General features: G+C 42.2%; 22 protein-coding genes. 7 read left to right on the forward strand and 15 right to left on the reverse strand.

All coding sequences use genetic code 11. The features are described 5' to 3' along the window. Positions 1 to 79 precede the first annotated feature (79 nt). The 3 genes from ACN6NB_RS17920 to ACN6NB_RS17930 all read left to right on the forward strand — a co-directional run bounded on the left by ACN6NB_RS17920 (position 80) and on the right by ACN6NB_RS17930 (position 2228). Positions 80 to 745 carry a YIP1 family protein gene (locus ACN6NB_RS17920; RefSeq protein ID WP_231730911.1) on the forward strand — a complete coding sequence of 222 codons (666 nt, stop codon included), beginning with the start codon at positions 80 to 82 and terminating at the stop codon, positions 743 to 745. 193 nt (positions 746 to 938) lie between these two features. Then, the gene (gene gerQ / locus ACN6NB_RS17925; protein ID WP_474253519.1) at positions 939 to 1481 is read left to right on the forward strand and encodes a spore coat protein GerQ; all 543 of its coding nucleotides are present in this window, start codon (positions 939 to 941) and stop codon (positions 1479 to 1481) included. Between the two features lie 129 nt (positions 1482 to 1610). Further along, positions 1611 to 2228, forward strand: a complete 618-nt coding sequence (locus tag ACN6NB_RS17930; protein ID WP_039182316.1) for a cupin domain-containing protein — start codon at positions 1611 to 1613, stop codon at positions 2226 to 2228. Between the two features lie 39 nt (positions 2229 to 2267). On the opposite strand, the gene ACN6NB_RS17935 is transcribed toward ACN6NB_RS17930, so the two are convergent. From ACN6NB_RS17935 to ACN6NB_RS17945, 3 genes are all read right to left on the reverse strand, one after another. After that, complete coding sequence (locus tag ACN6NB_RS17935; protein WP_025093833.1) at positions 2268 to 2639, reverse strand: DUF423 domain-containing protein; 372 nt, start codon at positions 2637 to 2639, stop codon at positions 2268 to 2270. 70 nt (positions 2640 to 2709) lie between these two features. After that, positions 2710 to 4017, reverse strand: a complete 1308-nt coding sequence (locus ACN6NB_RS17940; RefSeq protein WP_106025478.1) for a purine/pyrimidine permease — start codon at positions 4015 to 4017, stop codon at positions 2710 to 2712. Between the two features lie 33 nt (positions 4018 to 4050). After that, positions 4051 to 4383 (reverse strand): YwdI family protein, encoded by a 333-nt coding sequence (locus ACN6NB_RS17945; RefSeq protein WP_039182322.1) that lies wholly within the window; start codon positions 4381 to 4383, stop codon positions 4051 to 4053. A gap of 170 nt (positions 4384 to 4553) precedes the next feature. Here ACN6NB_RS17945 and ACN6NB_RS17950 point away from each other — a divergent pair, with 170 nt between their 5' ends. Next, a complete protein-coding gene (locus ACN6NB_RS17950; protein WP_474253520.1) occupies positions 4554 to 5912 on the forward strand; it encodes an aldehyde dehydrogenase in 1359 nt (452 codons plus the stop codon). Between the two features lie 33 nt (positions 5913 to 5945). On the opposite strand, the gene ACN6NB_RS17955 is transcribed toward ACN6NB_RS17950, so the two are convergent. Both ACN6NB_RS17955 and ACN6NB_RS17960 read right to left on the reverse strand, forming a co-directional pair. Next, positions 5946 to 6626, reverse strand: a complete 681-nt coding sequence (locus ACN6NB_RS17955; protein WP_474253521.1) for a uracil-DNA glycosylase — start codon at positions 6624 to 6626, stop codon at positions 5946 to 5948. After that, a complete protein-coding gene (locus ACN6NB_RS17960) occupies positions 6623 to 7450 on the reverse strand; it encodes a glycosyltransferase family 2 protein (RefSeq protein WP_041087706.1) in 828 nt (275 codons plus the stop codon). The genes ACN6NB_RS17955 and ACN6NB_RS17960 overlap by 4 nt, the downstream gene beginning before the upstream one ends. 128 nt (positions 7451 to 7578) lie before the next feature. On the opposite strand from ACN6NB_RS17960, the gene ACN6NB_RS17965 reads away from it, so the two are divergent. Then, positions 7579 to 7893, forward strand: a complete 315-nt coding sequence (locus ACN6NB_RS17965) for a YflT domain-containing protein (RefSeq protein ID WP_126682464.1) — start codon at positions 7579 to 7581, stop codon at positions 7891 to 7893. A gap of 125 nt (positions 7894 to 8018) precedes the next feature. Further along, a complete protein-coding gene (locus ACN6NB_RS17970; RefSeq protein WP_024426411.1) occupies positions 8019 to 8828 on the forward strand; it encodes a bifunctional hydroxymethylpyrimidine kinase/phosphomethylpyrimidine kinase in 810 nt (269 codons plus the stop codon). Between the two features lie 45 nt (positions 8829 to 8873). Here the strand turns inward: ACN6NB_RS17970 and ACN6NB_RS17975 are convergent, their stop codons facing one another. The 8 genes from ACN6NB_RS17975 to ACN6NB_RS18010 all read right to left on the reverse strand — a co-directional run bounded on the left by ACN6NB_RS17975 (position 8874) and on the right by ACN6NB_RS18010 (position 18185). Then, a complete protein-coding gene (locus ACN6NB_RS17975) occupies positions 8874 to 9947 on the reverse strand; it encodes a chitobiase/beta-hexosaminidase C-terminal domain-containing protein (RefSeq protein WP_474253522.1) in 1074 nt (357 codons plus the stop codon). Between the two features lie 154 nt (positions 9948 to 10101). Next, entirely contained in the window at positions 10102 to 10356 is a 255-nt protein-coding gene (locus ACN6NB_RS17980) for a hypothetical protein (protein WP_041087697.1), read from the reverse strand. Between the two features lie 217 nt (positions 10357 to 10573). Then, a complete protein-coding gene (locus tag ACN6NB_RS17985) occupies positions 10574 to 11914 on the reverse strand; it encodes an MFS transporter (RefSeq protein WP_107162885.1) in 1341 nt (446 codons plus the stop codon). A gap of 163 nt (positions 11915 to 12077) precedes the next feature. Continuing rightward, positions 12078 to 13166: an amidohydrolase family protein gene (locus tag ACN6NB_RS17990; RefSeq protein WP_047203649.1), complete on the reverse strand. Its 1089-nt coding sequence runs from the start codon at positions 13164 to 13166 to the stop codon at positions 12078 to 12080. Positions 13167 to 13898: 732 nt separating this feature from the next. Next, on the reverse strand, positions 13899 to 15356 hold the full coding sequence (locus ACN6NB_RS17995; RefSeq protein WP_251180953.1) for a glycoside hydrolase family 32 protein: 1458 nt from the start codon (positions 15354 to 15356) through the stop codon (positions 13899 to 13901). Positions 15357 to 15375: 19 nt separating this feature from the next. Continuing rightward, on the reverse strand, positions 15376 to 16764 hold the full coding sequence (locus ACN6NB_RS18000) for a sucrose-specific PTS transporter subunit IIBC (RefSeq protein ID WP_107162883.1): 1389 nt from the start codon (positions 16762 to 16764) through the stop codon (positions 15376 to 15378). Positions 16765 to 17020: 256 nt separating this feature from the next. Then, a complete protein-coding gene (locus ACN6NB_RS18005; protein ID WP_039182354.1) occupies positions 17021 to 17854 on the reverse strand; it encodes a PRD domain-containing protein in 834 nt (277 codons plus the stop codon). 52 nt (positions 17855 to 17906) lie between these two features. Beyond that, positions 17907 to 18185, reverse strand: coding sequence for a hypothetical protein (locus tag ACN6NB_RS18010; protein WP_144491610.1), 279 nt, complete (start codon positions 18183 to 18185; stop codon positions 17907 to 17909). Positions 18186 to 18685: 500 nt separating this feature from the next. On the opposite strand from ACN6NB_RS18010, the gene ACN6NB_RS18015 reads away from it, so the two are divergent. Then, positions 18686 to 21112, forward strand: a complete 2427-nt coding sequence (locus ACN6NB_RS18015) for a S8 family peptidase (protein ID WP_144491611.1) — start codon at positions 18686 to 18688, stop codon at positions 21110 to 21112. A gap of 320 nt (positions 21113 to 21432) precedes the next feature. Here the strand turns inward: ACN6NB_RS18015 and ACN6NB_RS18020 are convergent, their stop codons facing one another. Further along, positions 21433 to 22437 carry an LLM class flavin-dependent oxidoreductase gene (locus tag ACN6NB_RS18020; protein ID WP_224929803.1) on the reverse strand — a complete coding sequence of 335 codons (1005 nt, stop codon included), beginning with the start codon at positions 22435 to 22437 and terminating at the stop codon, positions 21433 to 21435. 53 nt (positions 22438 to 22490) lie between these two features. Further along, positions 22491 to 23240 (reverse strand): oxygen-insensitive NADPH nitroreductase, encoded by a 750-nt coding sequence (gene nfsA, locus ACN6NB_RS18025; RefSeq protein WP_107162879.1) that lies wholly within the window; start codon positions 23238 to 23240, stop codon positions 22491 to 22493. Positions 23241 to 23283: the final 43 nt, after the last annotated feature.

Here is a 23283-nt window from a genome sequence, read left to right on the forward strand (position 1 = left end):
TTTCTTTGAAAAACGTGAAGTTTTTGGTAATATAAGTAATCATTTATGTGTATTAAAGGAGTAAAGAACATTGGAAGCTATGAAGAATGATCACTCCCAAGAAGAGGAAGTAAAAGGATTTTTTCGATTTTTTAAAATTTTCGTCGCGACAAAAACGATTATTCGCTCATATCGACATTCCAATATACCAATTTGGCTGATGATGCTCCTTGCAAGTATCGCCGGTACGGGCTGGATCTACGAAGGGTATTTTAGCGAGTATATGGGCAATCATATTCCATTCCCTTTTATTCTGTTACAAGGAGCGGGTTATGGTATTTTGGCAGGCAATATGATTCTATTTTTCGGTGCCCTCATCATCAAGTGGTTAGGGCGTCTCTTTTTCGGCTGTCAAACGGCGTATCGAGATATACTCAAGGCCTGCACACTGACGGTCTTTTTCCCTTCTGCTTTATTTGCACTTACTTGGATTTCCACTGTTGGGATGCTCGGTCCGTATACGTTTGTTAAAATCACACCATATTTAGATCAGCATTATGAAGTATGGTATTATATCGATCTTTTGACTCTTACGGATGTATATGCAAAGACGTGGATATTTGGAATGGCTGTTTTAGGCATTGTCGCTGTGATGAAGCTCAGATTATGGCAAGCCTTCATCATTGTGATCACACCGCTTGCCGCGTTTTTTCTCATCGTGACACTTTTATTTGATGTTCAGCACGCTGTAAACTGGATCATGTAAAAAGGACGAGTACCGATAGAAGGCGAAGGTTTGTCTACACACTGAGGAATTGCGTAGCAGTTCCTTTTTTTCGTTCAATGTACATATTCTCCCCTCCTGTCTCATAGTGTGAAAGAGAGAAAGAATGCTATGGAAACAACAGGCGCCTAAACGCCTTCTGTTTAGAACACCATGAGGAAAGAGGAGGAACGTTATGAAATTGAAAAATCAATTTGGGCAAAGTTCGGGTTTCGAAGGTCAAGATTTCCGCCAGCAACAATATGGAGCAAATCCGTATCCTGCGCAGCAGATGGGTTATTCAGTCCCTCCCCAAACGCAGGGTCAAATGCAAGGACAAATGCAACAGGGGTTTTCACCAATGCCGTCTACCGGCACTTCACAAGGAGGCCAAGGAACGCAAGGCGGCGGTCAGCCATATCAAATTCCTTCTGGACCGATTTATCAGCAAAATGTCACCGGACAGCTGCCTATTGAGCAGTCCTATATTGAAAATATTTTACGATTGAACCGCGGCAAGGTAGCCACGATTTATATGACGTTTGAGGCGAGTAAAGAATGGAATTCGAAGATTTTTAGAGGCGTCATTGAAGCTGCAGGACGTGACCACATTATCATTAGTGATAACAAAACAGGAACACGATACTTACTATTAACAATCTATCTTGATTACATTACGTTTGATGGAGAAATTCAGTACGACTATCCATATTCAATGTCAACATATTCTCCGAGATAACGACATACATGGCAAAAGCAAGGCTCAGGTGCCCTTGCTTTTTTCTTTTGTCTAGGTTTTTGTCACACCTCTGGGGCGCGGCTCATAAGATGCCTAGTAGTTTTTATCAAAAGCCTAGAGGTGACATCAATGACTGTTGAACTGGATTATACATCACCAAATGTGAAATTTTCATACGACCTGAATCAAAGCCCCCTTGTGAAATACGATCAGCATAACCTGATTAATGTGTTAGGAAAAAAACAATTAAACTCATTGGATCAAGTGTCCCTGCTGGATATATATTTGAGTAAAAGCAAAGTCGTAGAGCCTCATTATCATCAAAATGCCGCAGAGCTTGTTTATTGTATAGCCGGTTCTGCTGCCGTATCGATGCTGAATCCATTTACAAAAAAACTGCACACCTACACCATTACACCTGGACAGGTGGCAAACGTGCCTCAAGGCTGGTGGCACTATGAAGTCGCTCTCCAAGACAGAACTCATTTGTTAGCCATTTTTAACGCATCTACACCTGAAGTGATCCTAGGCTCAGACCTTCTCACCCTCACCCCTTCTCACATCATGGCCCATACTTATTGCATGAACGAAACACAATGGAAGCAGGCGACAAAGCCTGTGAAACCAAGCGTGTTTATCGGACCATTTTGCCACCGGGAGGAAGAGTCTCAAACGCATCCTGTCCCTCCTTCTCACTACGTCCCTTATTATCAAGCACCACCCAATTATACTCCTTACTGGAGTTAAGAAAAAACCGATGCCCCTATGAGAGCATCGGTTTTTGGCTTATAAATTTTTTGCTGCTGCAATGACAAGCATGATCCAAGAGGCGATAAATGCTACTCCGCCAATGGGGGTAATGGCACCTAGAATCTTCACCTGAGTCAATGCCAGCACATAAAGGCTTCCTGAGAAGAAAAGAATGCCTGCAAGCATCACCCAGCCAGCGGCAGGAACCAAGGAGACACCTGACAGCTTATCTGCAAGAAAAGCGACAACAAATAAGCCAATGGCATGGAACATCTGATATTGAACACCTTTATTCCATATTTCAATATATTTTTCAGGGATTTTCCCTTCTAGACCGTGCGCACCGAAGGCTCCAAGGCCTACAGCAAGCATGGCGTTAATCGCACCTAAAATGAAAAATAGTTTCATTTGTCATTCTCCTTATCTCATCAATTATGTTTATCATAGCGCGGGTGAAGGGCGACATTCAACTTTCCCTTTACGTTGACACGAGATTGTCGGATTTCTTTTTCTTTCGTAACAAGACCTGATCGACAACAATCGCAATGAGCGTGCCTAGAACAAGACCGTTGCTTAATAATGAAATGAGCACAGGATGCATGCCTTTCAAGGCCCCCTGAGGCACAAACATCGCCCCTACGCCTGCTAAAACGGCAATCCCAAGGACAAAGCGAATCCGCGGAATTTCTTCTTTCTCATATTGATCAAACTCTGACATCGCAATCCCAATCATAGAAGAGAAGACCACAAAGTTTACAGCAAGCCCCACAGGTGATGGCAATGCAGAGAAAAAGCTCATGAGCAGTGGAAACAAACTAATGAGAACAACAAGTAGACTTCCTATGAAAAAAGGCTTTCTCGAAGGAATTTTGGTTGTCTGGATAAATCCTGCTGCCCCCGAAATAGGTACAGGCGCAATCGCACCGATCAGCCCGCTTAGTAAATGACCAAATGCTGCGACAAAACCGGCAGGACGTGCTCTCTTCCGCTCACGCAGTTCACCAAATGCCTTCACTGAGCTTTCCACAATTCGGATACTTGCCAGCATGTTCACAATGAGTAAAATCGTTATAAAAAAGGACGTGACAAGCAATCCACTGTCAAAGACCGGCATACCGAATGGAAACAGCTTCGGAAACTCGATGATTTGCTCTGGAATTCGAACTGGCTTCGCCAATCCGAGTAGAGCGAATAACAGCCATCCGCCTGCAAGTGCGAATAACACAGAAAACTGCCTCAAGTAATGCCATTTTGAGCGGCTGATCATGAAGGTGAGGATAATAATCAAGATCGATAAGCAAAAGACAAGCCCGTCTACTTGATTTCCTCGATACCCGATCCCCATCAGCCCTTTCATGATTGGCTGACTTAGCTGCACAACAAGCAGCAGCAGGTAAATGCCTGTGACGACTGGCGTAAATAAAGACGCGAGCCAATTGATGATTTTAAATAGACTAAAAATAAAAAAGAAAATAGCACTAAAAATTAAAGCCCCTTGTAATGCTTGCAAGGTTTCAGGATACGTCGCAAAGATTGTTCCTGTCATGCCGGCATAAAGGGTATACACACCCCACCAAAGCCCTGCTGGACTTTCATTGATCGGCAGCATATGGCCGCATAAACACTGCACCATCGCCACAAGACCAAGTGAAAAGAAAGTACTTTGAATCAGCTCTGCCGCTTGTACTTGGTTCAATTCAAATGCTTGTGCAATCGCAATTGGTACGGCAATAGAAGCTGCGATAAAAAATGCCATCCACTGAATGGCGCCCAAAAATAGTTTCAAACCAATCACCTTCCCTTTGTCGTGACAAGACCATTAAAAATCAAAAATAGAGTCGCCGTTCCCGTCCTTCTCTTTTTGACCCTCATCATTTTGCTGAAATTTCTTCGCGCCACTTGTGCCCATGAGTTTCTCCAGCATGGCTTGATCTGTAGACACAGATGGCGCTGATGGTGTATGTATCGATGGAGGTGGTGAGATGACTGGCGACTGCGGCATTTGCACCTGTGATGGTGCGTCGAGAATGACATCACATAGTGAAGAAATCGCCGCCACTTGACGTTTCACCTCTTCATCATTTCCACTTTGTTTTGCTTTTTGAACCGCTTCCTCCATTTTTTGAAGCAGGCTTGATATATGAATATTCAAGGGTAGACCCTCCAATCTAAAAAAATCTCTTTTCAACATTATTTTACCAAATGAACAAACCAAATGGGTTCATTTTTTCAAAGCAGTGCGCTCACGCCTCTCTTAATTGACCCATCACCTTTATTCACACATAATAAAAGAAACAAAATCGTCTATGAAAGGATTAAATCATGAACAAGCTCACCGCTCTATTTCAGAAACAAAAAGTCTTTCAGAAGCCGGCAGTTAAAGAACGCATCCGCATTCTTCAAGACTTAAAAGCAGCAATCAAACAGCATGAGAAGGATATTTTACAGGCCTTAGCCCATGATTTACATAAATCCGAACAGGAAGCCTATACAACGGAGATCGGGATGGTGTATGAAGAAATCAATCATACCATCAAACACCTTCACAAATGGGCGAAGCCAACACGCGCGAAAACACCGCTGACTCATATCGGATCGAAAAGCATGATCATCAAGGAGCCCTATGGAAGTGTGCTCATCATTGCCCCTTGGAACTATCCTTTCCAATTGGCCCTTTCTCCATTAGTCGGCGCGATTTCTGCGGGAAATGCCGTGATTTTAAAACCGTCTGAGCTGACCCCGGCAGTCTCACAATTGATCAGCACTATCATGAAACGTGTATTTCAAGAAGACCATGCGGCTGTCGTAGAGGGCGGTGTCGATGTCAGTACAGAGCTGCTGAAGCTGCCCTTTGATTATATCTTCTTTACTGGAAGTGTGGCAGTCGGCAAAGTCGTCATGGAAGCCGCCGCAAAGCATTTGACCCCTGTCACACTTGAGCTTGGCGGAAAAAGCCCTTGCATCGTCATGCCTGATGCTGACATCAAGCTAGCAGCGAAGCGGATCACCTTTGGAAAATTCACCAATGCAGGGCAAACCTGCATTGCACCAGACTATTTGCTCGTTCATGAATCCATCAAAGAGGAACTTTTGCTAGAAATGACGGCCTGTATCCGTGACTTTTATGGTGAACATCCCGAAACGCATCCGCACTTCGGAAAAAATGTCAGTCAGCGTCATTTTGACAGGCTTTCACAATTTCTCTCAAATGGAACGATCGTCACAGGTGGACAGCGCAATGAACACGAGCTTAAAATCGCTCCGACCATTTTAGACGACATCACTTGGGAGGATCCCGTCATGCAGGAGGAAATTTTCGGGCCGATCCTGCCTGTCATGACCTTTGATTCTCTGCATGAGGCAGCGCATATGATCAAAGCAAGGCCAAAGCCGCTGGCGCTTTACTTATTTACAACAAATAAAGACACAGAATCGTATATTCTAGAAAACCTCTCATTTGGCGGAGGATGTATCAATGACACGCTTATGCATGTCGCTACACCTTACCTGCCATTCGGAGGCGTCGGCGAAAGCGGCATGGGACGATATCACGGGAAGGAAAGCTTCTTTACTTTTACGCATGAAAAAAGCGTCCTGCGTCAAACGAACCGCTTCGATTTTTCCTTCCGTTATCCAAATGCGAAAAACGGACTCGACTTGGTCCGCAAATTTTTAAAATAAACAGGACGAAGGGGCTCTCCCCTCGTCCTATTTTCATTCAATATCCTTGATACACCAATTGATTTCTTCGAATCCCATTTGCTTTAAATACGTGTTTACCTTTGAAAACGGCCGGCTGCCAAAAAAGCCGTTTCTTGCAGAAAAAGGACTTGGATGAGGTGACTCAATGATGTAATGCTTGTTTTGATCAATGCGTTCTTTCTTATTTTGAGCATGTCTTCCCCATAACACAAAAACGACGGGCTGATCACGTTCATTCAGCACATCAATCACGCGGTCTGTCACACGTTCCCAGCCCTTGCCTTTATGCGAATTCGCCTCTCCCTTCCTCACAGTCAGCACAGTGTTTAAGAGCAGCACATCCTGCTCTGCCCAGCTAACAAGTGAGCCCTGGTTTGGAACAGGGCAGCCAAGATCATCCTTTAGCTCTTGAAAAATATTTCTCAAAGATGGCGGGTGTTTGACGCCCGGCTGAACAGAAAAGCTTAATCCATGTGCCTGTCCTGGGCCATGATAAGGGTCTTGTCCTAAAATCACCACTTTGACCTTTTCATATGACGTCAAATGAAGGGCACGATACACGTCATCTGGTTTTGGAAAAACGGTCTGCGTGCGATATTCTTCCTTCATCCATTCACGTAATTCCTGATAATACGGCTGTTCAAATTCACTTTTCATCACAGCCCACCAGCTATCATTTAAAAATGGCTTCATTGTGGTTTTCCTCCTTCTACTTGCTGCGCTAGTCTGGAGATCATCGGTTTTCCATCCCACACAATCTCACTCTCTGATTCTCGCTTTTTCATCGCTGGTTCTTCTAATAATATAGCAAAGTTCGCTGTTGGCAGGTCGCCTAAATCATGCTTTTCACTTAAATCATCTAGGTAGTTCTTCCTTGTTTCACCAAGATCACTAGACTGATTTCCACCGCCGTCAAAAAACGCATAGATCACGCTGGCAGCTGGTACTCGTTTGACTCGGGCATGCTGTGATACACGCAAAAAGAAGTCCCAGTCCCAATAATGATGCATCGCTGGATCAAAATAGCCAATCTCATCGTGTATAGAGCGTTTGTACATACTGCCGGAAGGAACATATGTAGAAAAGACACGCATATCCTCAATGTCCGCTGTATAAGCAAACAAACGTCTCGACAACGGGAAACGGGTCGCGCCTTTTTCTTCAAACGACACAATTTCTGCATCAGAAAAGACAAAATCGGCATCTTCCAACGCCTTGCTCATGCGTTCGATATGACAAGGTGTGAAGTAATCATCGTCGTCACTCAGCATGATGACGTCGCCTGTCAGCTCCCGCACCCCCACATTTCTGGCATTCACATGCTGAACATTCTCATCTAAATGAATCAAACGGATCGGAAGCTCAGGGTAAAGTTCCTGTATGATGTCGACTCGCTCTCCTGCATCATTGACGACGACAATTTCAAAAGGCTGTACGGTTTGTCTTGTAATGGATTCAAGCAGCTCACACAGTGCACTGAGCCGGTTATGTGTCACAATTAATAAGGAAATCTTCATATGCAGCTTACTCCTTTAATAGATTCGTCTTTTTCCATTAAAACATAAATTGGCTTTCTTCTCATGATATAAAAGGCGGTTTGATTTGATGAAAAAATGGGAATTTTTGATGAAAAGGAGTGATGATCATGGAATATATCACGGTTGAGAATAGTAAAGAAGCGAAACAGGCCATCGACCACTTTCATTCATCGGGTTCAACAAAGGACGCTGTATTTGTTTTTGCGTACGACCCAGAACGCTCTGATACCGTAACGGAGTATACAGACGCCAAAAGCATGACTGCGGTCGATCAAGGGATTTTGGATCAAGTTGCCAATGTCATTCGCACCCGGGATGATGAACTGATGGCCAAAATGATGTCAGTTGGCGCCGATCAAGAGTTAGCTTTAACCCTTTTAGACGAACTGAAAAAAGGGAAATTGGTGATTTGTAAAAGGTAAAAAAGAAAGGCGTTCCGAAGAGAGGAACGCTTTTTTATGCCGTTTCATTGTGATAAATGGAAAAGCTGATTATAATAAGGGATAGAACAATAACTGTTACACATCACATTGGAGGTTCAGCAACTATGTCTATGAATAAAGCACTCACCATCGCAGGTTCGGATTCAAGCGGCGGTGCAGGTATCCAAGCAGATTTAAAAACGTTTCAAGAAAAAAACGTCTACGGGATGACAGCTTTAACCGTTGTCGTTGCAATGGACCCTCATAATCATTGGGATCATCAGGTGTTTCCAATTGATACGGCGACGATTCGCGCGCAGCTCTCTACCATTGTTGAAGGCATTGGTGTAGATGCACTGAAAACGGGTATGCTCCCAACCGTCGACGTGATCGAGCTTGCAGCTGACACCATCAAAACATACGACCTAAAAAATGTCGTCATTGATCCTGTTATGGTTTGTAAGGGTGCGAACGAAGTCCTTTACCCAGAGCACGCGGAAGCATTGCGCGAGAAGCTCACGCCACTGGCAACCGTTATTACACCTAACCTTTTCGAAGCAGGTCAATTAAGCGGAATCGGCGAGATCAAAACGATTGAACAAATGGAAGAAGCAGCAAAACGCATTCACGAACTTGGTGCAAAATATGTGGTCATCACTGGAGGCGGTAAGCTAAGCGAGGACAAAGCCATCGATTTGCTTTATGATGGACAAACCTTCGAACGCCTTGAAACAGATAAAATCGACACAGAATACACACACGGCGCAGGCTGCACATTCTCAGCAGCAGTCACAGCTGAACTAGCGAATGGATCAGACGTGAAAGAAGCCATTTATGCAGCAAAAGAATTCATCACTGCTGCTATCAAAGGCTCTTTCCAGCTAAACGAATACATCGGACCAACAAAGCATTCTGCTCATCGTTTTGATAAATAAAACAGAAAAAAACCGATTCGCCGTTTAGGTGAATCGGTTTTTTGTTTATCGAAAGCTACGTCTCTGTGCAAACAGCCAATCGGTTAAGCCTGGCGTCTCATAAGCAGGCGTCCATGATGCATGATCATATCCATACTTGCTTGCGTACTCCGTATAAAGCGGCTGACCGCCTGCTTTTTGAATAGCTTGAATTGTATTTCTCGCATAGCTGATAGGGATAATGGAATCATCTTCTGCATGAAATGCCCATATCGGCTTGTGTGCTAAAATTCCTGCCTTGCTTGGATCTGCACCCCCCGCAATAGGAATCATCGCTGCAAACAAACGAGGATATGTGATGTTCAACTGGTACGTGCCAAATCCACCTTGTGATAAACCCGTCGCATAAATCCTTTTCTGATCAATCTGATAAGAAGTTAACACATGCTGAAGGACATCATAAGCTTTGTGTAAATCCGGTGAAAATTGAAACACGTTTGTCAGATCGATTTCATTTTGCAAATTTCTTGTTAATGCAAAGCCTCCATCCACAGCATTTCGCGCCTGAGGGGCTAATACGTACGAAGGATGTTTCTTTTGGACTTCAGGGGAAGCCCATAAAACTGCACCATCATTCGCAAGTAACTGCTTTTGATTGTCTGTTCCCCTCTCACCTCCTCCATGTAAGAACAGGACGAGAGGATAGGCTTTACCCCTCTTACGATTTTTTGGAATATACAGCCGATAAGGCATTCCTTTGTATTCGAAAGATAAAAAAGATGATGCAATGTCCTCTCGTGTGACAAACCGATAATTGTATGTAGACGTGGAAAGGCGGTGACTTTTATTGTAAACGCTTACTTTTAAAGTCGTATCTGTTTCGATATGAATGGGCTTTTTGTACAACTGACTTTGAGTTGTCGGCTGGCTGCCATCTGTTGTGTAATAAAGAGAAGCTTTTTGAACGTGAGAATGCAGAGCTACCTCTTGTGAACGATAATATTGACCAGACGGGACTGAAGCAGTTGATGCAGCATACGACGTATGATTTCGGGCAGAAGAAATGGAAGGAAAAAGAAAACTCATAGAAAATAAGACAATCATAAAGGTGATCAGGCATTTCTTGGTTGTATGGTTCATATCGTTCCTCCTGTACATGCTCAGATGAATTTTTATTTATTATTTATCATGACAATAAGAATGTCAACGCTTTCATTCAAATTTCTGAATAATCTGACCGAAACAAAAAAGCATACCCGCAACCGAGTACACTCTTTTATCCATACATGAATGCCTATTTTTGCTGATCGGACTCTTTCGCCATTTTTCGAATAAAGGCTTCGATGGATTCAACAAATAAAGCATATTCTTTCATTTGTTTATACGTATCTGTCAGCTTCTCTTTCACTTCTTCCTGCTCTAAAGAAGGTTCACCGAGAATAGATTGAACTTGAATGAGCAATTCTTTATATTCTTCACGTTTATCTTCAACATGATCTGCCATTGTCTCCAAGCGTTTTCTAGTCGTCGGCTGCTGTTTTGAATTCAAGTAAACAACCCCTTTTTTGTCCTACCGCATTTGGATAAACGTCAGCCTCAGCTGTATATATTTTAAAATGATACCATAATTCCACCTGTTATCATATATGTAAAACGTCATCAAACCGCTTTAGGCCAACCTTGTATATACATGGTATAGGCTTTAAGATACAGGCTGATTTCACTAGAAAAAAGCAGATCATTGATCTGCTCAGATTGTAGATAAATTATTTTTCAAGCCGGATTTCCCCTATTTCCTTCTGACTCTTGAAGGCAGTTCTTTTTTGCTCAAATTTCATAGCTAATACTAATATGAAAGCTATTATTAAAATAATACTTAAGAAAATCAAACCGGCTTGCATTTTTCCTGTAGCATCTTTTAGCCATCCAACTGCATAAGGGCCAACAAAACCTCCTAGACTTCCAATTGAATTAATGACTGCAATTCCAACAGCTACTGTGGCCGGACTCAATATCATTGTGGGTAATGACCAAAAAGGACCTTTAAAACAATACATGGCTGCCAATGAAATGGTGATGAAAATCATTGCAATAAATGGATTGGATACCATTCCTACACTGAGTAACGTTAAACCAGCTACGAGTAATGGTAAAGCTGTGTGCATACGTCTTTCACCAGTGCGATCTGAGCGTCTTGACCAGTAATTCATGACGATTGAAGCAATAATATAAGGGATTGTAGCAATGAAGCCGATTTGGGTGTTTGATAAATAGCTAGATAATCCTTTAATAATTTGGGGCATCCAATATCCAACACCCAGTGTACCTGCAGTATATACAAAGTAAATTAAGGCGAGGTACCACAGTTTAGGATCAGTCAAGGCCGTCTTATGACTAGAGGTTTGTTGGCCTTTCTTTTCTCGTAGCTCCTCGTCCTTTCTTAATTCTGAAATCAACCAATTTTTTTCTTCGGCTGTTAGCCACTTTGCTTGTTCTGGCCGGTCTGTTAAGTAGAAATATGTAACAAACCCTAAAATAACAGCAGGGGCGCCTTCGATAATAAACATCCAACGCCATCCAGGCACATTCATCCAATGAATATGATCAATAATTAAAGTAGAAACGGGAGCTCCTATAATATAAGAAACGGCGATTGCTGTCATAAACATCGCAATTGTACTTGCTCTTTCTTTAGCTCGGAACCAATAAGTAAGGTATAGAATAATACCTGGAAATAGACCTGCCTCTGCTATTCCAAGAAGGAATCTAATGATATAAAGCTGGGTAGCATTCTGAGCAAACCCAGTTGCCATAGAAATAATTCCCCAAGTAAAGAGTATCCTAGTAATCCAAACTCTTGCCCCAAATTTTTGCATTAGAATATTACTTGGTACTTCAAAGAGAAAATAACCAATAAAAAAAATACCTGTCACAAGACCAAACATTTTACTTGTTAGTCCTAGTGCTTCATTCATTTCCAATGCAGCATATCCCACATTTGCCCTGTCTAGATAAGAAATAATATAGAGTAAAAATAGTAACGGGATAATTCTTCGTGTCACCTTTCGAATCGTCTTCTTTTCGAAATTCAATTGAGAATTTTCCAATCAAATTCCTCCTTTTAAAAAGAAATTTTGATAACGCTTACATTTATCTAAAAAATAAAGAGATACTCTTACGGTTCTGTAAGATGTCTAAGAGTATCTCCATTTACCCTTCTGTTGTTTCCTCAAGACAGCGAACAAAATGAAATATATCTGTCAAAAATGTTTATTTCCAACTAGAAACGCTCTCAATATCTGGTATACCGTTAAATATTAAGTGTTTCGGTTGATAATTAATGTTACCTAACACGGTTTCTCCATCTACATCAGGAAAAGCAGTCTCAGTAGAAGTAGAATCCAGAACCACAAGGTTATTTGGAGTAAAAGTAAAATCGTCAATTCCTAACAATTTAGGAGCTGTTACCAGAACGGTTCTAAAAGCTTCATCTAGAGACAGTCCACCTACAATCATTTTAGAAATGATATAGCTCATGTTATAAACAGGGTATTTTCTCCATGACGCGCTTGTTAAATCTGAACTGATAGTATCTGGTTTAATTCCCTCAGCTAAGCATTTATAAAAAACATTCCAATTAAAGTGTTTTCTACCGTGACCGATATCTAATACTATCCCTCTTTCTACTGCAGCTAGAAATTCTTTTTTTACCTTCCCGGCAGTATTTAACACGTTTCCATCCCTTCCTTGAAATGGATGAGTGAGAATGTCCCCTTTATTAAAATATTGTGTTACCTCTTCAATATCTAGTTTAGTTTCAGTTAAATGAACCATCATTCGTAAATCAGTTCGATCGGCTGCTTCTCTTGCTAAGCGTAATAAAGACCGGTCAGTCGTTATGTCCACCTGACCTAAGCGAATCTTAATTCCTAATAAACGATCATCAGCTAAAGATGCAACTTCAACAATTCGATCCAACGAAATACTTTCTGGCTTGGTTGGGTTAGGGTTGGGATGATTGGTTAGCCCTTCTGGTAAGGCTGATAACCAAGAACGAACTGTTAATGGGCTCTTTTCCCAATAACGATTTGCTTCCTCCCATCCGTCATAGCCAAAAGTACCTGCGTCCCCAACTGTCGTTACTCCTGAGGAGAGATATTGTTTATCTTTCACACCAATCTCCGCTCCAGGTGCCCATAAGTGACAATGAAAATCGACTAGTCCTGGTACAATTACGCTAGATTCAGATAAATGAATCTCCCTATCATCCTCATGAGTAACTGTTATTCTTGTAGACTTATTTGGAATGAATCCCTTTTCTGACCAAATAGAACCGCCTTTAAAATTCCATACTCCCATGCAAATACACCCCTTAACTTCATATTGATATAATAGATTCGTTTATTTAATTGTTAACAATAGCATTCTCTTTACATGCCTTGATAACATCCAACCACTGTGCTAAATCACTGACCAACATACACTCCTCTTCTTTTTGGATAGTGGAAACAATCAACTAAGTGGTTCATTTCCAAACACAAACCAAAAAGATAGCGCTTTCAAAAAATAAAATGAATGACGCAACCCCTATCCCCAAAGGATTATCACGCACCTCAAAAAAATTTTTATGATTTATCTTACGTAATAAAAATTACTATTTTTTATATAAAAGTAATATTTATTACCAACAATTTAAATGTATGTTATCACTCATACTTAATAAAGTAAACCTTTTTTATAAAGAACAGCAGATAAAGTAAAACGAACAGTGAAGTAAATGGGAAACGATCGTTTTCCGGAAAATATAATGGAATTGATGGCGAGGGATATGTAGACGTTGTGATTACCATTGGTCCAAAAGCAAAAAACAATGAAAATAAAAATTCCACTTATGATCAGTGGAATAAGATGAGGATGCGGTATTGGGGTACCCAATTTCCCGCACCTCGCTTATCTGATAGAGAAATGTATTCTACTTGCACCTTTCTATCAATCGTGCAGACGGCTCTGAATCTCCCTTTTTTATATGACGTGCTGTTTTTGGTTACTTTTAATTTCACATCATATGAATCATCACATGTAGGGTTCGGATCAACGACCTACTTCTTTTTGTAAATGCCATGTCTTCAATGTCAGCTTTGTTTCATTTCTTCCACTGATGGAGATTGATTTATTTCCCGGGGAAGGAAAGTAACGTGCAGTAAAAACTTCTCGGCCACCATTTACAAAAATCTCAATCGACGATGCATCAATAAAGATATGAAGGTCGTGTAATTCCTCTATGACTGCTTCACGAACTTCCTTTGATCGATCTTCAAATCGATCCCGCTCTAATGTCAGCTTCCCTTTCTCTTTATCATAGATGATCCGTGCAGCTGCACGGATACAGCATTCAAACCCTTTCTGTGTGTCAATTTGATCAATGAATACCTCTGCGCTCGTAATATCATCTACAGGGATAGAATGAACAGAACGTTTAATATGAAAAACATGCTCTTGTTCATTGGTCCGCATGGATTGAAGTTCACTTACTGGTTTTTGAATGAGATGTCCGTCATCATCTAAACGGAGCTCTCTCGGGATCGTGAGGCAGTGTATCCATTGATAAGAAATCGTCGGATGATGCTCTTCTCCTTGATCAGGCACCCCCATCCACCCGATTAAAAGACGTCTGCCTGATTCGTCTAAAAAGGTTTGCTGCGCGTAGAAGTCAAAGCCTCGATCCAGCTCCTCAAACGCTCCATGCGTATATTGATAAGTATGATCATCCAATCTCCCAACAAAATAACCTGATTGATGGGTATTGTGATATTTTAAACCATCCGGCTTGAGCCCTTGCGGTGATACAATCAATACATCTCGGCCGTCTAACTCAAACAGGTCTGGACATTCCCACATATAGCCGAAATTGTCTAAACCATTCTTTCCACTGCCTGCAATCGTGCCTTGAAACGTCCACTTCTCTAACGTATCAGAGGTAAACAAAACAAGGTGTCCTTTCAGGTCTAAACTTTGTGCACCAAGAACCATGTACCACTGACCATTCCTCTTCCATACCTTTGGATCTCTAAAATGGGCAGTGAAACCTTCCGGCAGCGTTGCCACGACACCTTTTTTCTGAAAGTGAATGCCATCCTCTGAAACAGCTAAACATTGATACGTCTCACGGTTCCCTTGTTCATCCCGAACGTTTCCAGTGTACATCACATGCATCTGCCCATCGTCTATAAATGCACTGCCAGAATAACAGCCGTTTTGATCAAACCAATCACTTGGGGCAAGAGCGGCTTCTTCGTGATGCCAATTCACTAGATCTGTCGATGTGTAATGACCCCAGAATTTTGCACCATGTCCCGTTTTAAATGGCTGCCACTGATAAAAAACATGATAAATTCCTTTCCACTGAATCAGCCCATTCGGATCATTTAAAAGACCGACTGGCGGCATTAAATGAAATTGCTGCCGGTACACATCCTTTTTAACCAAATGCTCATAGTTTCGAATACGTTCTGCTATCTTTTGACGAAGTGCTGCGTCAGTTGTTGTCATGACTGTGACCACCCCTTGATTATTTTTCGACTTCTTTTACTTTAAAAATGATGGTGAGAATAAATGAAACAGCAACAGCGATTAACATACCAATTACATAATTGACCACATTTTGAACACCGAATGGTGCTGCAATCGCAATCATCGGAATGCCTGTTAAACCATAAGCATTGGCGGCTACCTTCGTGAAAACGACAAATGCCCCGCCCAATGCGCCCCCGATCATCGCCGCAATAAATGGTTTACGGTAGCGGAGGTTTACACCGAATATGACAGGCTCGGTAATTCCTAAAAAAGCAGAGAAGGCAGCAGGAAGGGCAATTTCTTTTGTTTTTGCACGCTTGGCTAAGAAAAAGACAGCCAATCCTGCCCCGCCTTGCGCGACATTCGACATTGCCCAAATTGGCAGCAAATAGTTACGTCCAATATCATTCAGCAATCCTGCCTCAATCGCATGGAAGCTATGGTGAACCCCTGTGAGCACAATTAAAGAGTAAGCACCGCCGAAAATGAGTCCTGCTAAGAACCCTGCATGGTCATAAATAAACGTCAGCGCATTCGAAATTCCTGTACCAAGCATTCTTCCAAGCGGGCCAACTGCAATAAACGTCACAAATCCAGTTACAATCACCGTCACAAATGGGGTCACAAGTAAATCAATACTGTTCGGAACCAATTTTCTTAAATTCTTCTCAACAAGACACATGATATATACGGTCAATAACACTGGAATAACCGTCCCTTGGTAACCAAGAAGAGCAATATCAACATTGAATAAATGCATATATTCTGGTTTTGCTTCCGTCAATCCCCACGGATTAAGCAGATTCGGGTGAATCATAATTCCCCCAATGACGGCTCCTAAATATGGATTTCCACCAAACTCTTTCGCTGCACTGACCCCAATTAAAATCGGTAAAATGATAAAGGCTGCACTTGAGAACATATCAAGCATTTGGAAGACCGCAGAGCTTGGGTCAGCCCATTTGAAGGCTTTCATCATACCTAAGAGACCCATTAATAAACCGCTTGCCACAATTGCTGGAATGATCGGTACAAAAATATTCGATAACGTCTTGGCAAAACGCGCAAGTGGATTCATTTTTTGTTTCACTGCTTCATCATGGCTGACAGGCTTTTGTTTCTCGTCGCCTGTCTCGAGACCAGTCTCACGAGCAAATGGTTCATACACTTTGTTGACAGATCCCGTTCCGAAAATGACCTGAAATTGTCCTGAACTTGAGAAAGCCCCCTTCACTCCTTCAAGTTCTTCAATGGCCTCTTTGTCAATCAAATCCTCATTTTTCACCACCAATCTGAGTCTTGTTGCACAATGCGTGGCACTGATGACATTTTCTTTGCCGCCTAACAGACTTGTTAATTCTTTGGCTGTTTTTTGATAATCCATGATGTCTCCTCCTTTTTTAAAGCAAAAAAGACCTAAAATTCACCAACGAGTAAAGGACATACACGTCCCCTCGTTACGCAAATTTTAGGTCTTGCCTGCCTGACAGTCACAATCCCGCGATATCAAATTTTGATGACGCTTTCATCATAGTATAAGACTGTGACATGCGTCAACCTCTTTTTTCAAATCCAATGACCCATATACACTAATAAGAGTAGTGTGCATAAAAAAAAGCCTGCATGCAGGCACGATCATTTTAAACCAATTCGGCTTCCTGCAGACGCTGGACATGCAGCGTGATGTAGCCGATCTCCGATTCAGGGAGATGAAGTCCATATTCATCTTTTAACAAATCAGCGAGTCCAAGTGCACACCGGTAAGCCGTATCATACTTTGTTTGGATAAAAATCAGCATGTCATCGTCCATGATTTGAAATGCCTCATTCGATTCCAACCTGCCTAATGCATACCTCAAATGTGTCACAAGCCGCTGATAGGAAATACTATCCTCATCAATTGAATGCTGAAAATAGCTTTCAATATGCTCGATCATTTCTTTGATCATCGTTGTATATTTTACGGTCTTTTTCATGGACTCCGTATTCATTTTGGCCGTATGAATATGAAGTGCCACATATCCTGCCTCATCGTCCGGCAGTTCGACCCCCAGCCGCTCCTTTACATAACGAATGGCATACTTTCCAATCTCATATTCCTGCTTATATAAGACTTTGATCTCACCAAGCAATTTATTATATAACACAATGCCTTTTTGAAGGCGTTCAATGGCGAAGGACAAATGATCAGTCAGTGATATGTGGATGTGATCACTGAGCGGCATCATGAGTTTACCTTCTGCATAACTGATGATATGCTCTGCCACCTCAATATGCGCTTCTGGCAATGTGGCAAGAATTTGTTTGAATTTCTCATTTTCTTCACGCACAACAAAGATTTTCTCTATTTTTTGAAGAGGAACGACGTCATTTTTCCCCTTCTGAAAAGCAATTCCGGGTCCCATCACAATTTTCTCCTGATCGCCCTCCTTTACAACCACTGCGTTGTTATTCAATATTTTATATATCTTCAAGGGGTATCCTCTCCCAGCAGATAACATTTCTTATGTGGGATTTTACCCTGTTTCACTTTTTCTGTAAAGGTAAGAGCGGACCAGCACGCGCCTCTCGCATCGTCTTCTCTTCAAGCATCATCAGACTTTGAATCAACCGCTTCTCTGCCCTGCGTTTCTTCTTATGTTCTTCTGCCAGCTTCTCCAGCTCTCTCTCTTTCACTACTTGAAAAAATCCGGCATCCGCCTCGGCCACCTGAAACCCTTGCTGCTTCATCATCACACCAGGGTTCACAAGCACATTCATCATGAAACCAAACCATACGCTCAACCAGCTTTTTAATTTCTTCACTGAACATCCCTCCGCTTTTCTTAGAATCTAGCAGCTCTAGCAAAACAACTGCTCCTATCATATCCCGAGAAAAAAGAGAGGTTTGTCACAATCTGGGTGAAAAAATAAACTAGTTTTCAGAAGTTTTGTTGAAAAGTGCAGAAGATCATCATGTGCCTAGATGTTTCATTGAAAATTTTATGCACACGCTATCCCAAAGATAAGCACACCTTATCAACAGGGTTTATCCACATATCAACACCCTCTCACTAGATTTTGTGTATGTAAATTTTTTATTTTCCATATATGTATCTTAATAATCGAGTTATCAACAGACATTTGTGAATAAGTGCGACTTTATAAACAAAATAGTTCTTTGTAACTATGTAAAATAAGACCATTTTAGTAAAGGAATTGTTTTCAACATATTGAATACTTAATAACGGGCAGTGAATCTTTCCTATTTATCCACAAAAAGAAAGGCTATCTCCCTAAAAACACAGCTAGAAAGGGGAAAATTAATGAAAAAGGTCATATCTCGTTCTTCTGTTCTATTGTTCTCCACTATTTTTATTTTATCCACATTCTTTACCGGTCAACAGGCTGCTGCTGCTCCATCTAACAAAAAGGTGGAACTAGAAAAAGCAGAAATCTTCGGTGAAATCAATGTCAACTCGAAAAAACAAATCACTGTCATTGTTGAATTAAAGGAAAAATCCTTAGTTGAAGCTAAGCAAGACGGCGAAGCACAAACAAAAGCCTCCCTCAAAAAATCTCGAACAAAAGTAAAGAACGCAGCACTCAAAGAGGTAGATAAAGCGAGTGTTCGTCAAGAATATGAAAAAGTCTTCTCTGGTTTCTCTATGAAACTTCCTGCAAACGAAATCCCGAAGCTGCTCGCAGTTGATGGAGTAAAAGCTGTTTATCCGGATGTTACATATAAAACCGATGAAGTGAAAAAGGAAAGCATCCAGCTTCCAAACGAAGATGTCTCCCCGCTTATGGATAAGAGCGCTCCATTTATCGGTGCACCAAAAGCATGGGATGCCGGCTATTCTGGAAAAGGGGTCAAAGTCGCAGTCATTGATACTGGAGTAGACTATACCCACCCTGATTTAAAAGGAAACTTCGGTTTATACAAAGGCTATGATTTTGTTGATAATGATTATTCTCCGCAAGAGACACCTAAAGGAGATCCTAGAGGCGAATCCACAGATCACGGCACACACGTCGCAGGAACGATCGCGGCAAATGGACAAATTAAAGGTGTCGCAAAGGATGCCACACTTCTTGCATACCGTGTACTTGGACCAGGTGGATCTGGAACAACTGAGAACGTTCTTGCAGGCATCGATCGGGCGGTTACTGACGGAGCAGATGTCATGAACCTCTCTCTTGGAAACAGTGTCAATAACCCTGATTATGCAACGAGCATCGCTCTCGATTGGGCCATGTCTGAAGACGTCGTCGCTGTTACATCCAATGGAAACAGCGGTCCGAACAACTGGACAGTCGGTTCACCTGGCACGTCAAGAGATGCCATTTCTGTCGGAGCAACTCAGCTTCCGTACAGCCTTTACAATGTGAAATTCCCGAACTATTCAACTGCAAAAGTCATGGGCTACTACCAAGAGAGCGATTTAAAAGCGCTTGACCAAAAACAAGTCACACTCGTCCAAGCTGGAATCGGTGACGAAAAGGCCTTTGAAGACATCGATGTTAAAGGAAAGGTGGCCGTGATTGAACGTGGTGCCATTGCTTTTGTGGATAAAGTCGACAATGCAAAAGCAGCTGGTGCAATCGGCGTTGTGATGTATAACAATACCGATGGAGAGATCCCAGTCGATGTACCAGGTCTCGCTCTTCCTACAATTAAACTGTCAAAAGCTGATGGAACAGCGCTTATCAAAGCCATTGAGGCTGGAAACAATACAACGGCTTTCTCCATTCAATTTGTCAAAGAACTTAGTGAGCAAGTCGCTGACTTCTCGTCCCGCGGACCTGTTGTGGATACGTGGATGATTAAGCCTGATCTATCAGCACCCGGCGTCAGCATTGTGAGTACGATCCCAACGCATGATCCTTCTCAGCCTTACGGATATGGTTCTAAGCAAGGAACAAGTATGGCTTCTCCGCATGTGGCAGGAGTAGTAGCGATCATCAAACAAGCAAAACCATCGTACTCAACTGGACAAATCAAAGCATTACTGATGAATACAGCAGAAAAACTGTTTGACGCAAATGGCAGCCCATTCCCTCATAACACACAAGGAACAGGCAGCGTTCGAATCATGGAATCACTTCAAGCGTCTTCTATCGTTTCTGATGCGAGCTATTCTTACGGCACTTTCTTAAAGGAAAAAGGCGTTCAAATCAAAACGAAGAAATTCAAAGTAGAAAACCTTTCAAAAGCACCGAAAACGTATACCATTGATTACAAATTCAATGGCAGCGGCATTAGTACAAACGGAACGAAAAAAATCACCGTCAAAGGGAATTCCACTGGATCCTTTACTTCCGCAGTACAGGTGAATTACGGAAAAACCAAAAAAGGGACGTACCAAGGCAGCATAACCATTCGCGAAAATGGCAGAAAGGTCACGGAAATCCCCACTTTATTGATTGTGAAAGAGCCAGATTATCCGCGCGTCACTTCTGTTTCCGTAGAGCCTGACAACCGTGCTGGAAGCTATGTTATTAGCAGCTACCTGCCTGGCGGTGCTGAGAACCTTGCATTCCTTGTCTACTCGACAGATGGAGAGTATTTAGGTGAAGCTGGTGTTTATCAACATGTTGATAAAGGAGAGCACCGCGTAAAATGGAATGGCACGATCAATCAAGGCCAGAAGCTTGAAGCTGGTGAGTATACAATGCTTGCGTATGCAAGTTTGAAAGGAAAATCAGATACCGTACAAACGAAGGAACCTTTCGAAATTTACCCTGAATAAATGTGAATCACAAGAAAAGCCTTGTATGAGCGGATAAGCTCATCAAGGCTTTTCGATCATATATGGAAGAAAGAGAAACTCATGTTGATATTGCTATCGATCGTTTCTTTTTTTACTGCTTTTTTTCTGACGATCACCTTGGTTTATTTTCTAACCTTTTTACATACGAAGCAGCCTCGTCCTTTTCATCAAGCATGCGAACTGACTGTTTATGCTTCCTTTATCTACCCACTCAGCCTGCTGGTGTCAGCCGCCTTCTTCCTCACTATGATGCTCCTTTTCCCCTTTTACTGGCTGCGTGAACGTTAAATATACATACGTTATGCATCAAAGGCTTCTTTTAATAAACGATACGATGTGAGCCGGTCTTGCATGTGATGTGTGATGGTCACAGCAATCAATTCATCTGTTCGATAAGCCTTCGCAAGTGTGGTCAGCTGCTTTTTCACAGAAACTGGTGTTCCAATGACCATCCTTTGACGATTGGCAGCCACTCGTTTTTGTTCATATGGACTATAGGAATACGCCTGTGCCTCTTCATATGAAGGAAAACCATCAAGATTCAGCCCCTGTTCATTGGCAAGTAAAGATAAATCTAAGCTGACAGCCAGTTTTTCTGCCTGCTCCTCTGTTTCAGCACATAAAACAAAGACTGCCAGACTGACACGCGGCTGATCACCGAATACTGAAGGTTCAAACCGATTGATATATTGCTCTACAGAATCTTCTCCGCCTTCACCATTAATAAAAAGAGCAAACGTGTAGCCTGCACCTGCTTTCGCCGCAAGCCTTGCACTCCCTCCAGAGGAACCGAGCATCCAAACTTCTGGCGCGGTCTCTACCTTCGGAGAAGCAGTCAAATGAGGCAGCGGGTAAAATTCATCCGCTAGATCGTGTAAATACACCTTCAATTCTTCTACTTGCTCAGGATATTGATCACCTAAACGCTTTCGCTCCCCATGATGAAGGGCAATAGATGAAATGGGCATACCGCCAGGGGCACGTCCAATCCCAAGATCAATTCTACCAGGAGCCAACGCTTCGAGAACCCTGAAGTTCTCTGCTACTTTATAGGCGCTATAGTGGGGAAGCATGACGCCGCCCGAGCCAATGCGTATATGCGACGTAACGGCTGATAAATGGCCGAGAAGCACCTCTGGACTCGATCCTGCAAGCCGATTTGAAAAATGATGCTCTGATACCCAAAAACGGTGATAACCCCACTTTTCCGCCTGCTTCGCCAGTTCAACCGTCTGCTTCAAAGCCTCAGCAGGCGTAGCACCTCCTATCAAAGGAGATTGATCCAGTATACTTAATTTCATCATGCTGCACCTCTTACAGAAATCCCCCTCTCTTAATGGAAAGGGGGTTGTCTTATTTATTTTCGATTAAAGCCCTTCTCTTTCACAAATTCTCCAAGGAAGGCACGCTTTGGCTGGCTAAAGCCTCGCAGCATCTGCTCAGACCAAGTATCTTTTCTCTCACCGTTTGTTCGTGTTTCATAATATGCGGAAATACGATCGTCGTATTCTTTTAAATAACGATCCACATGCGCTTCATCTTGCTGATATGAATTTTCATGATATATGAGTTCAACTGGCAGTCGTTCCTTTTGAGACGACTGATTAGCTGGATGCCCAACAGCTAGACCGAATAACGGCAGCACATAAGATGGCGTTTCAAGCACTTCAGAGACTTCTCTCAGCTGATTACGCAGTCCGCCAATATAGCAGATTCCAAGTCCCATTGATTCTGCGGCAACACTGACATTTTGTGCAGCCAATGCCGCATCAATGACGCTAATGAGAAAGGCTTCTGTATTCTCAAGCGCCTCCTGATGATTCTTCCCTGCTTTTTTTGCAATATAATCATGGCGTTTCAAGTCTGCACAGAAGACAAAGAAATGCCCATTCTTCTCAACGTAAGGTTGATTTCCAGCCAGTTCAGCAAGCTTGGCCTTCTTCTCCTGATCTGTTACACCAATAATACTATACGCCTGTACGTAGCTTGATGTTGAAGCAGCCTGTGCACTTTTGATCAGTGTCAGCACCTCTTCTTCTGTCAAACGCTCGTCTGTAAACGAACGAATGGATCGATGATTTAATATGGTTTCTATCGTTTTGTTCAACTCGAAGACCTCCTTGACTTCTTCTATCATAAAACAAAGACAT

This window comes from Bacillus sp. 11B20, from assembly GCF_056098985.1.

Bases quoted from the DNA above. Each gene is read 5' to 3' on its own strand.
- ACN6NB_RS17920 (WP_231730911.1), top strand. From the start codon at position 80: ATGAAGAATGATCACTCCCAAGAAGAGGAAGTAAAAGGATTTTTTCGA.
- gerQ (WP_474253519.1), top strand. From the start codon at position 939: ATGAAATTGAAAAATCAATTTGGGCAAAGTTCGGGTTTCGAAGGTCAA.
- ACN6NB_RS17930 (WP_039182316.1), top strand. From the start codon at position 1,611: ATGACTGTTGAACTGGATTATACATCACCAAATGTGAAATTTTCATAC.
- ACN6NB_RS17935 (WP_025093833.1), bottom strand. From the start codon at position 2,639: ATGAAACTATTTTTCATTTTAGGTGCGATTAACGCCATGCTTGCTGTA.
- ACN6NB_RS17950 (WP_474253520.1), top strand. From the start codon at position 4,554: ATGAACAAGCTCACCGCTCTATTTCAGAAACAAAAAGTCTTTCAGAAG.
- ACN6NB_RS17955 (WP_474253521.1), bottom strand. From the start codon at position 6,626: ATGAAGCCATTTTTAAATGATAGCTGGTGGGCTGTGATGAAAAGTGAA.
- ACN6NB_RS17960 (WP_041087706.1), bottom strand. From the start codon at position 7,450: ATGAAGATTTCCTTATTAATTGTGACACATAACCGGCTCAGTGCACTG.
- ACN6NB_RS17965 (WP_126682464.1), top strand. From the start codon at position 7,579: ATGGAATATATCACGGTTGAGAATAGTAAAGAAGCGAAACAGGCCATC.
- ACN6NB_RS17970 (WP_024426411.1), top strand. From the start codon at position 8,019: ATGTCTATGAATAAAGCACTCACCATCGCAGGTTCGGATTCAAGCGGC.
- ACN6NB_RS17975 (WP_474253522.1), bottom strand. From the start codon at position 9,947: ATGAACCATACAACCAAGAAATGCCTGATCACCTTTATGATTGTCTTA.
- ACN6NB_RS17990 (WP_047203649.1), bottom strand. From the start codon at position 13,166: ATGGGAGTATGGAATTTTAAAGGCGGTTCTATTTGGTCAGAAAAGGGA.
- ACN6NB_RS17995 (WP_251180953.1), bottom strand. From the start codon at position 15,356: ATGACAACAACTGACGCAGCACTTCGTCAAAAGATAGCAGAACGTATT.
- ACN6NB_RS18000 (WP_107162883.1), bottom strand. From the start codon at position 16,764: ATGGATTATCAAAAAACAGCCAAAGAATTAACAAGTCTGTTAGGCGGC.
- ACN6NB_RS18015 (WP_144491611.1), top strand. From the start codon at position 18,686: ATGAAAAAGGTCATATCTCGTTCTTCTGTTCTATTGTTCTCCACTATT.
- ACN6NB_RS18020 (WP_224929803.1), bottom strand. From the start codon at position 22,437: ATGATGAAATTAAGTATACTGGATCAATCTCCTTTGATAGGAGGTGCT.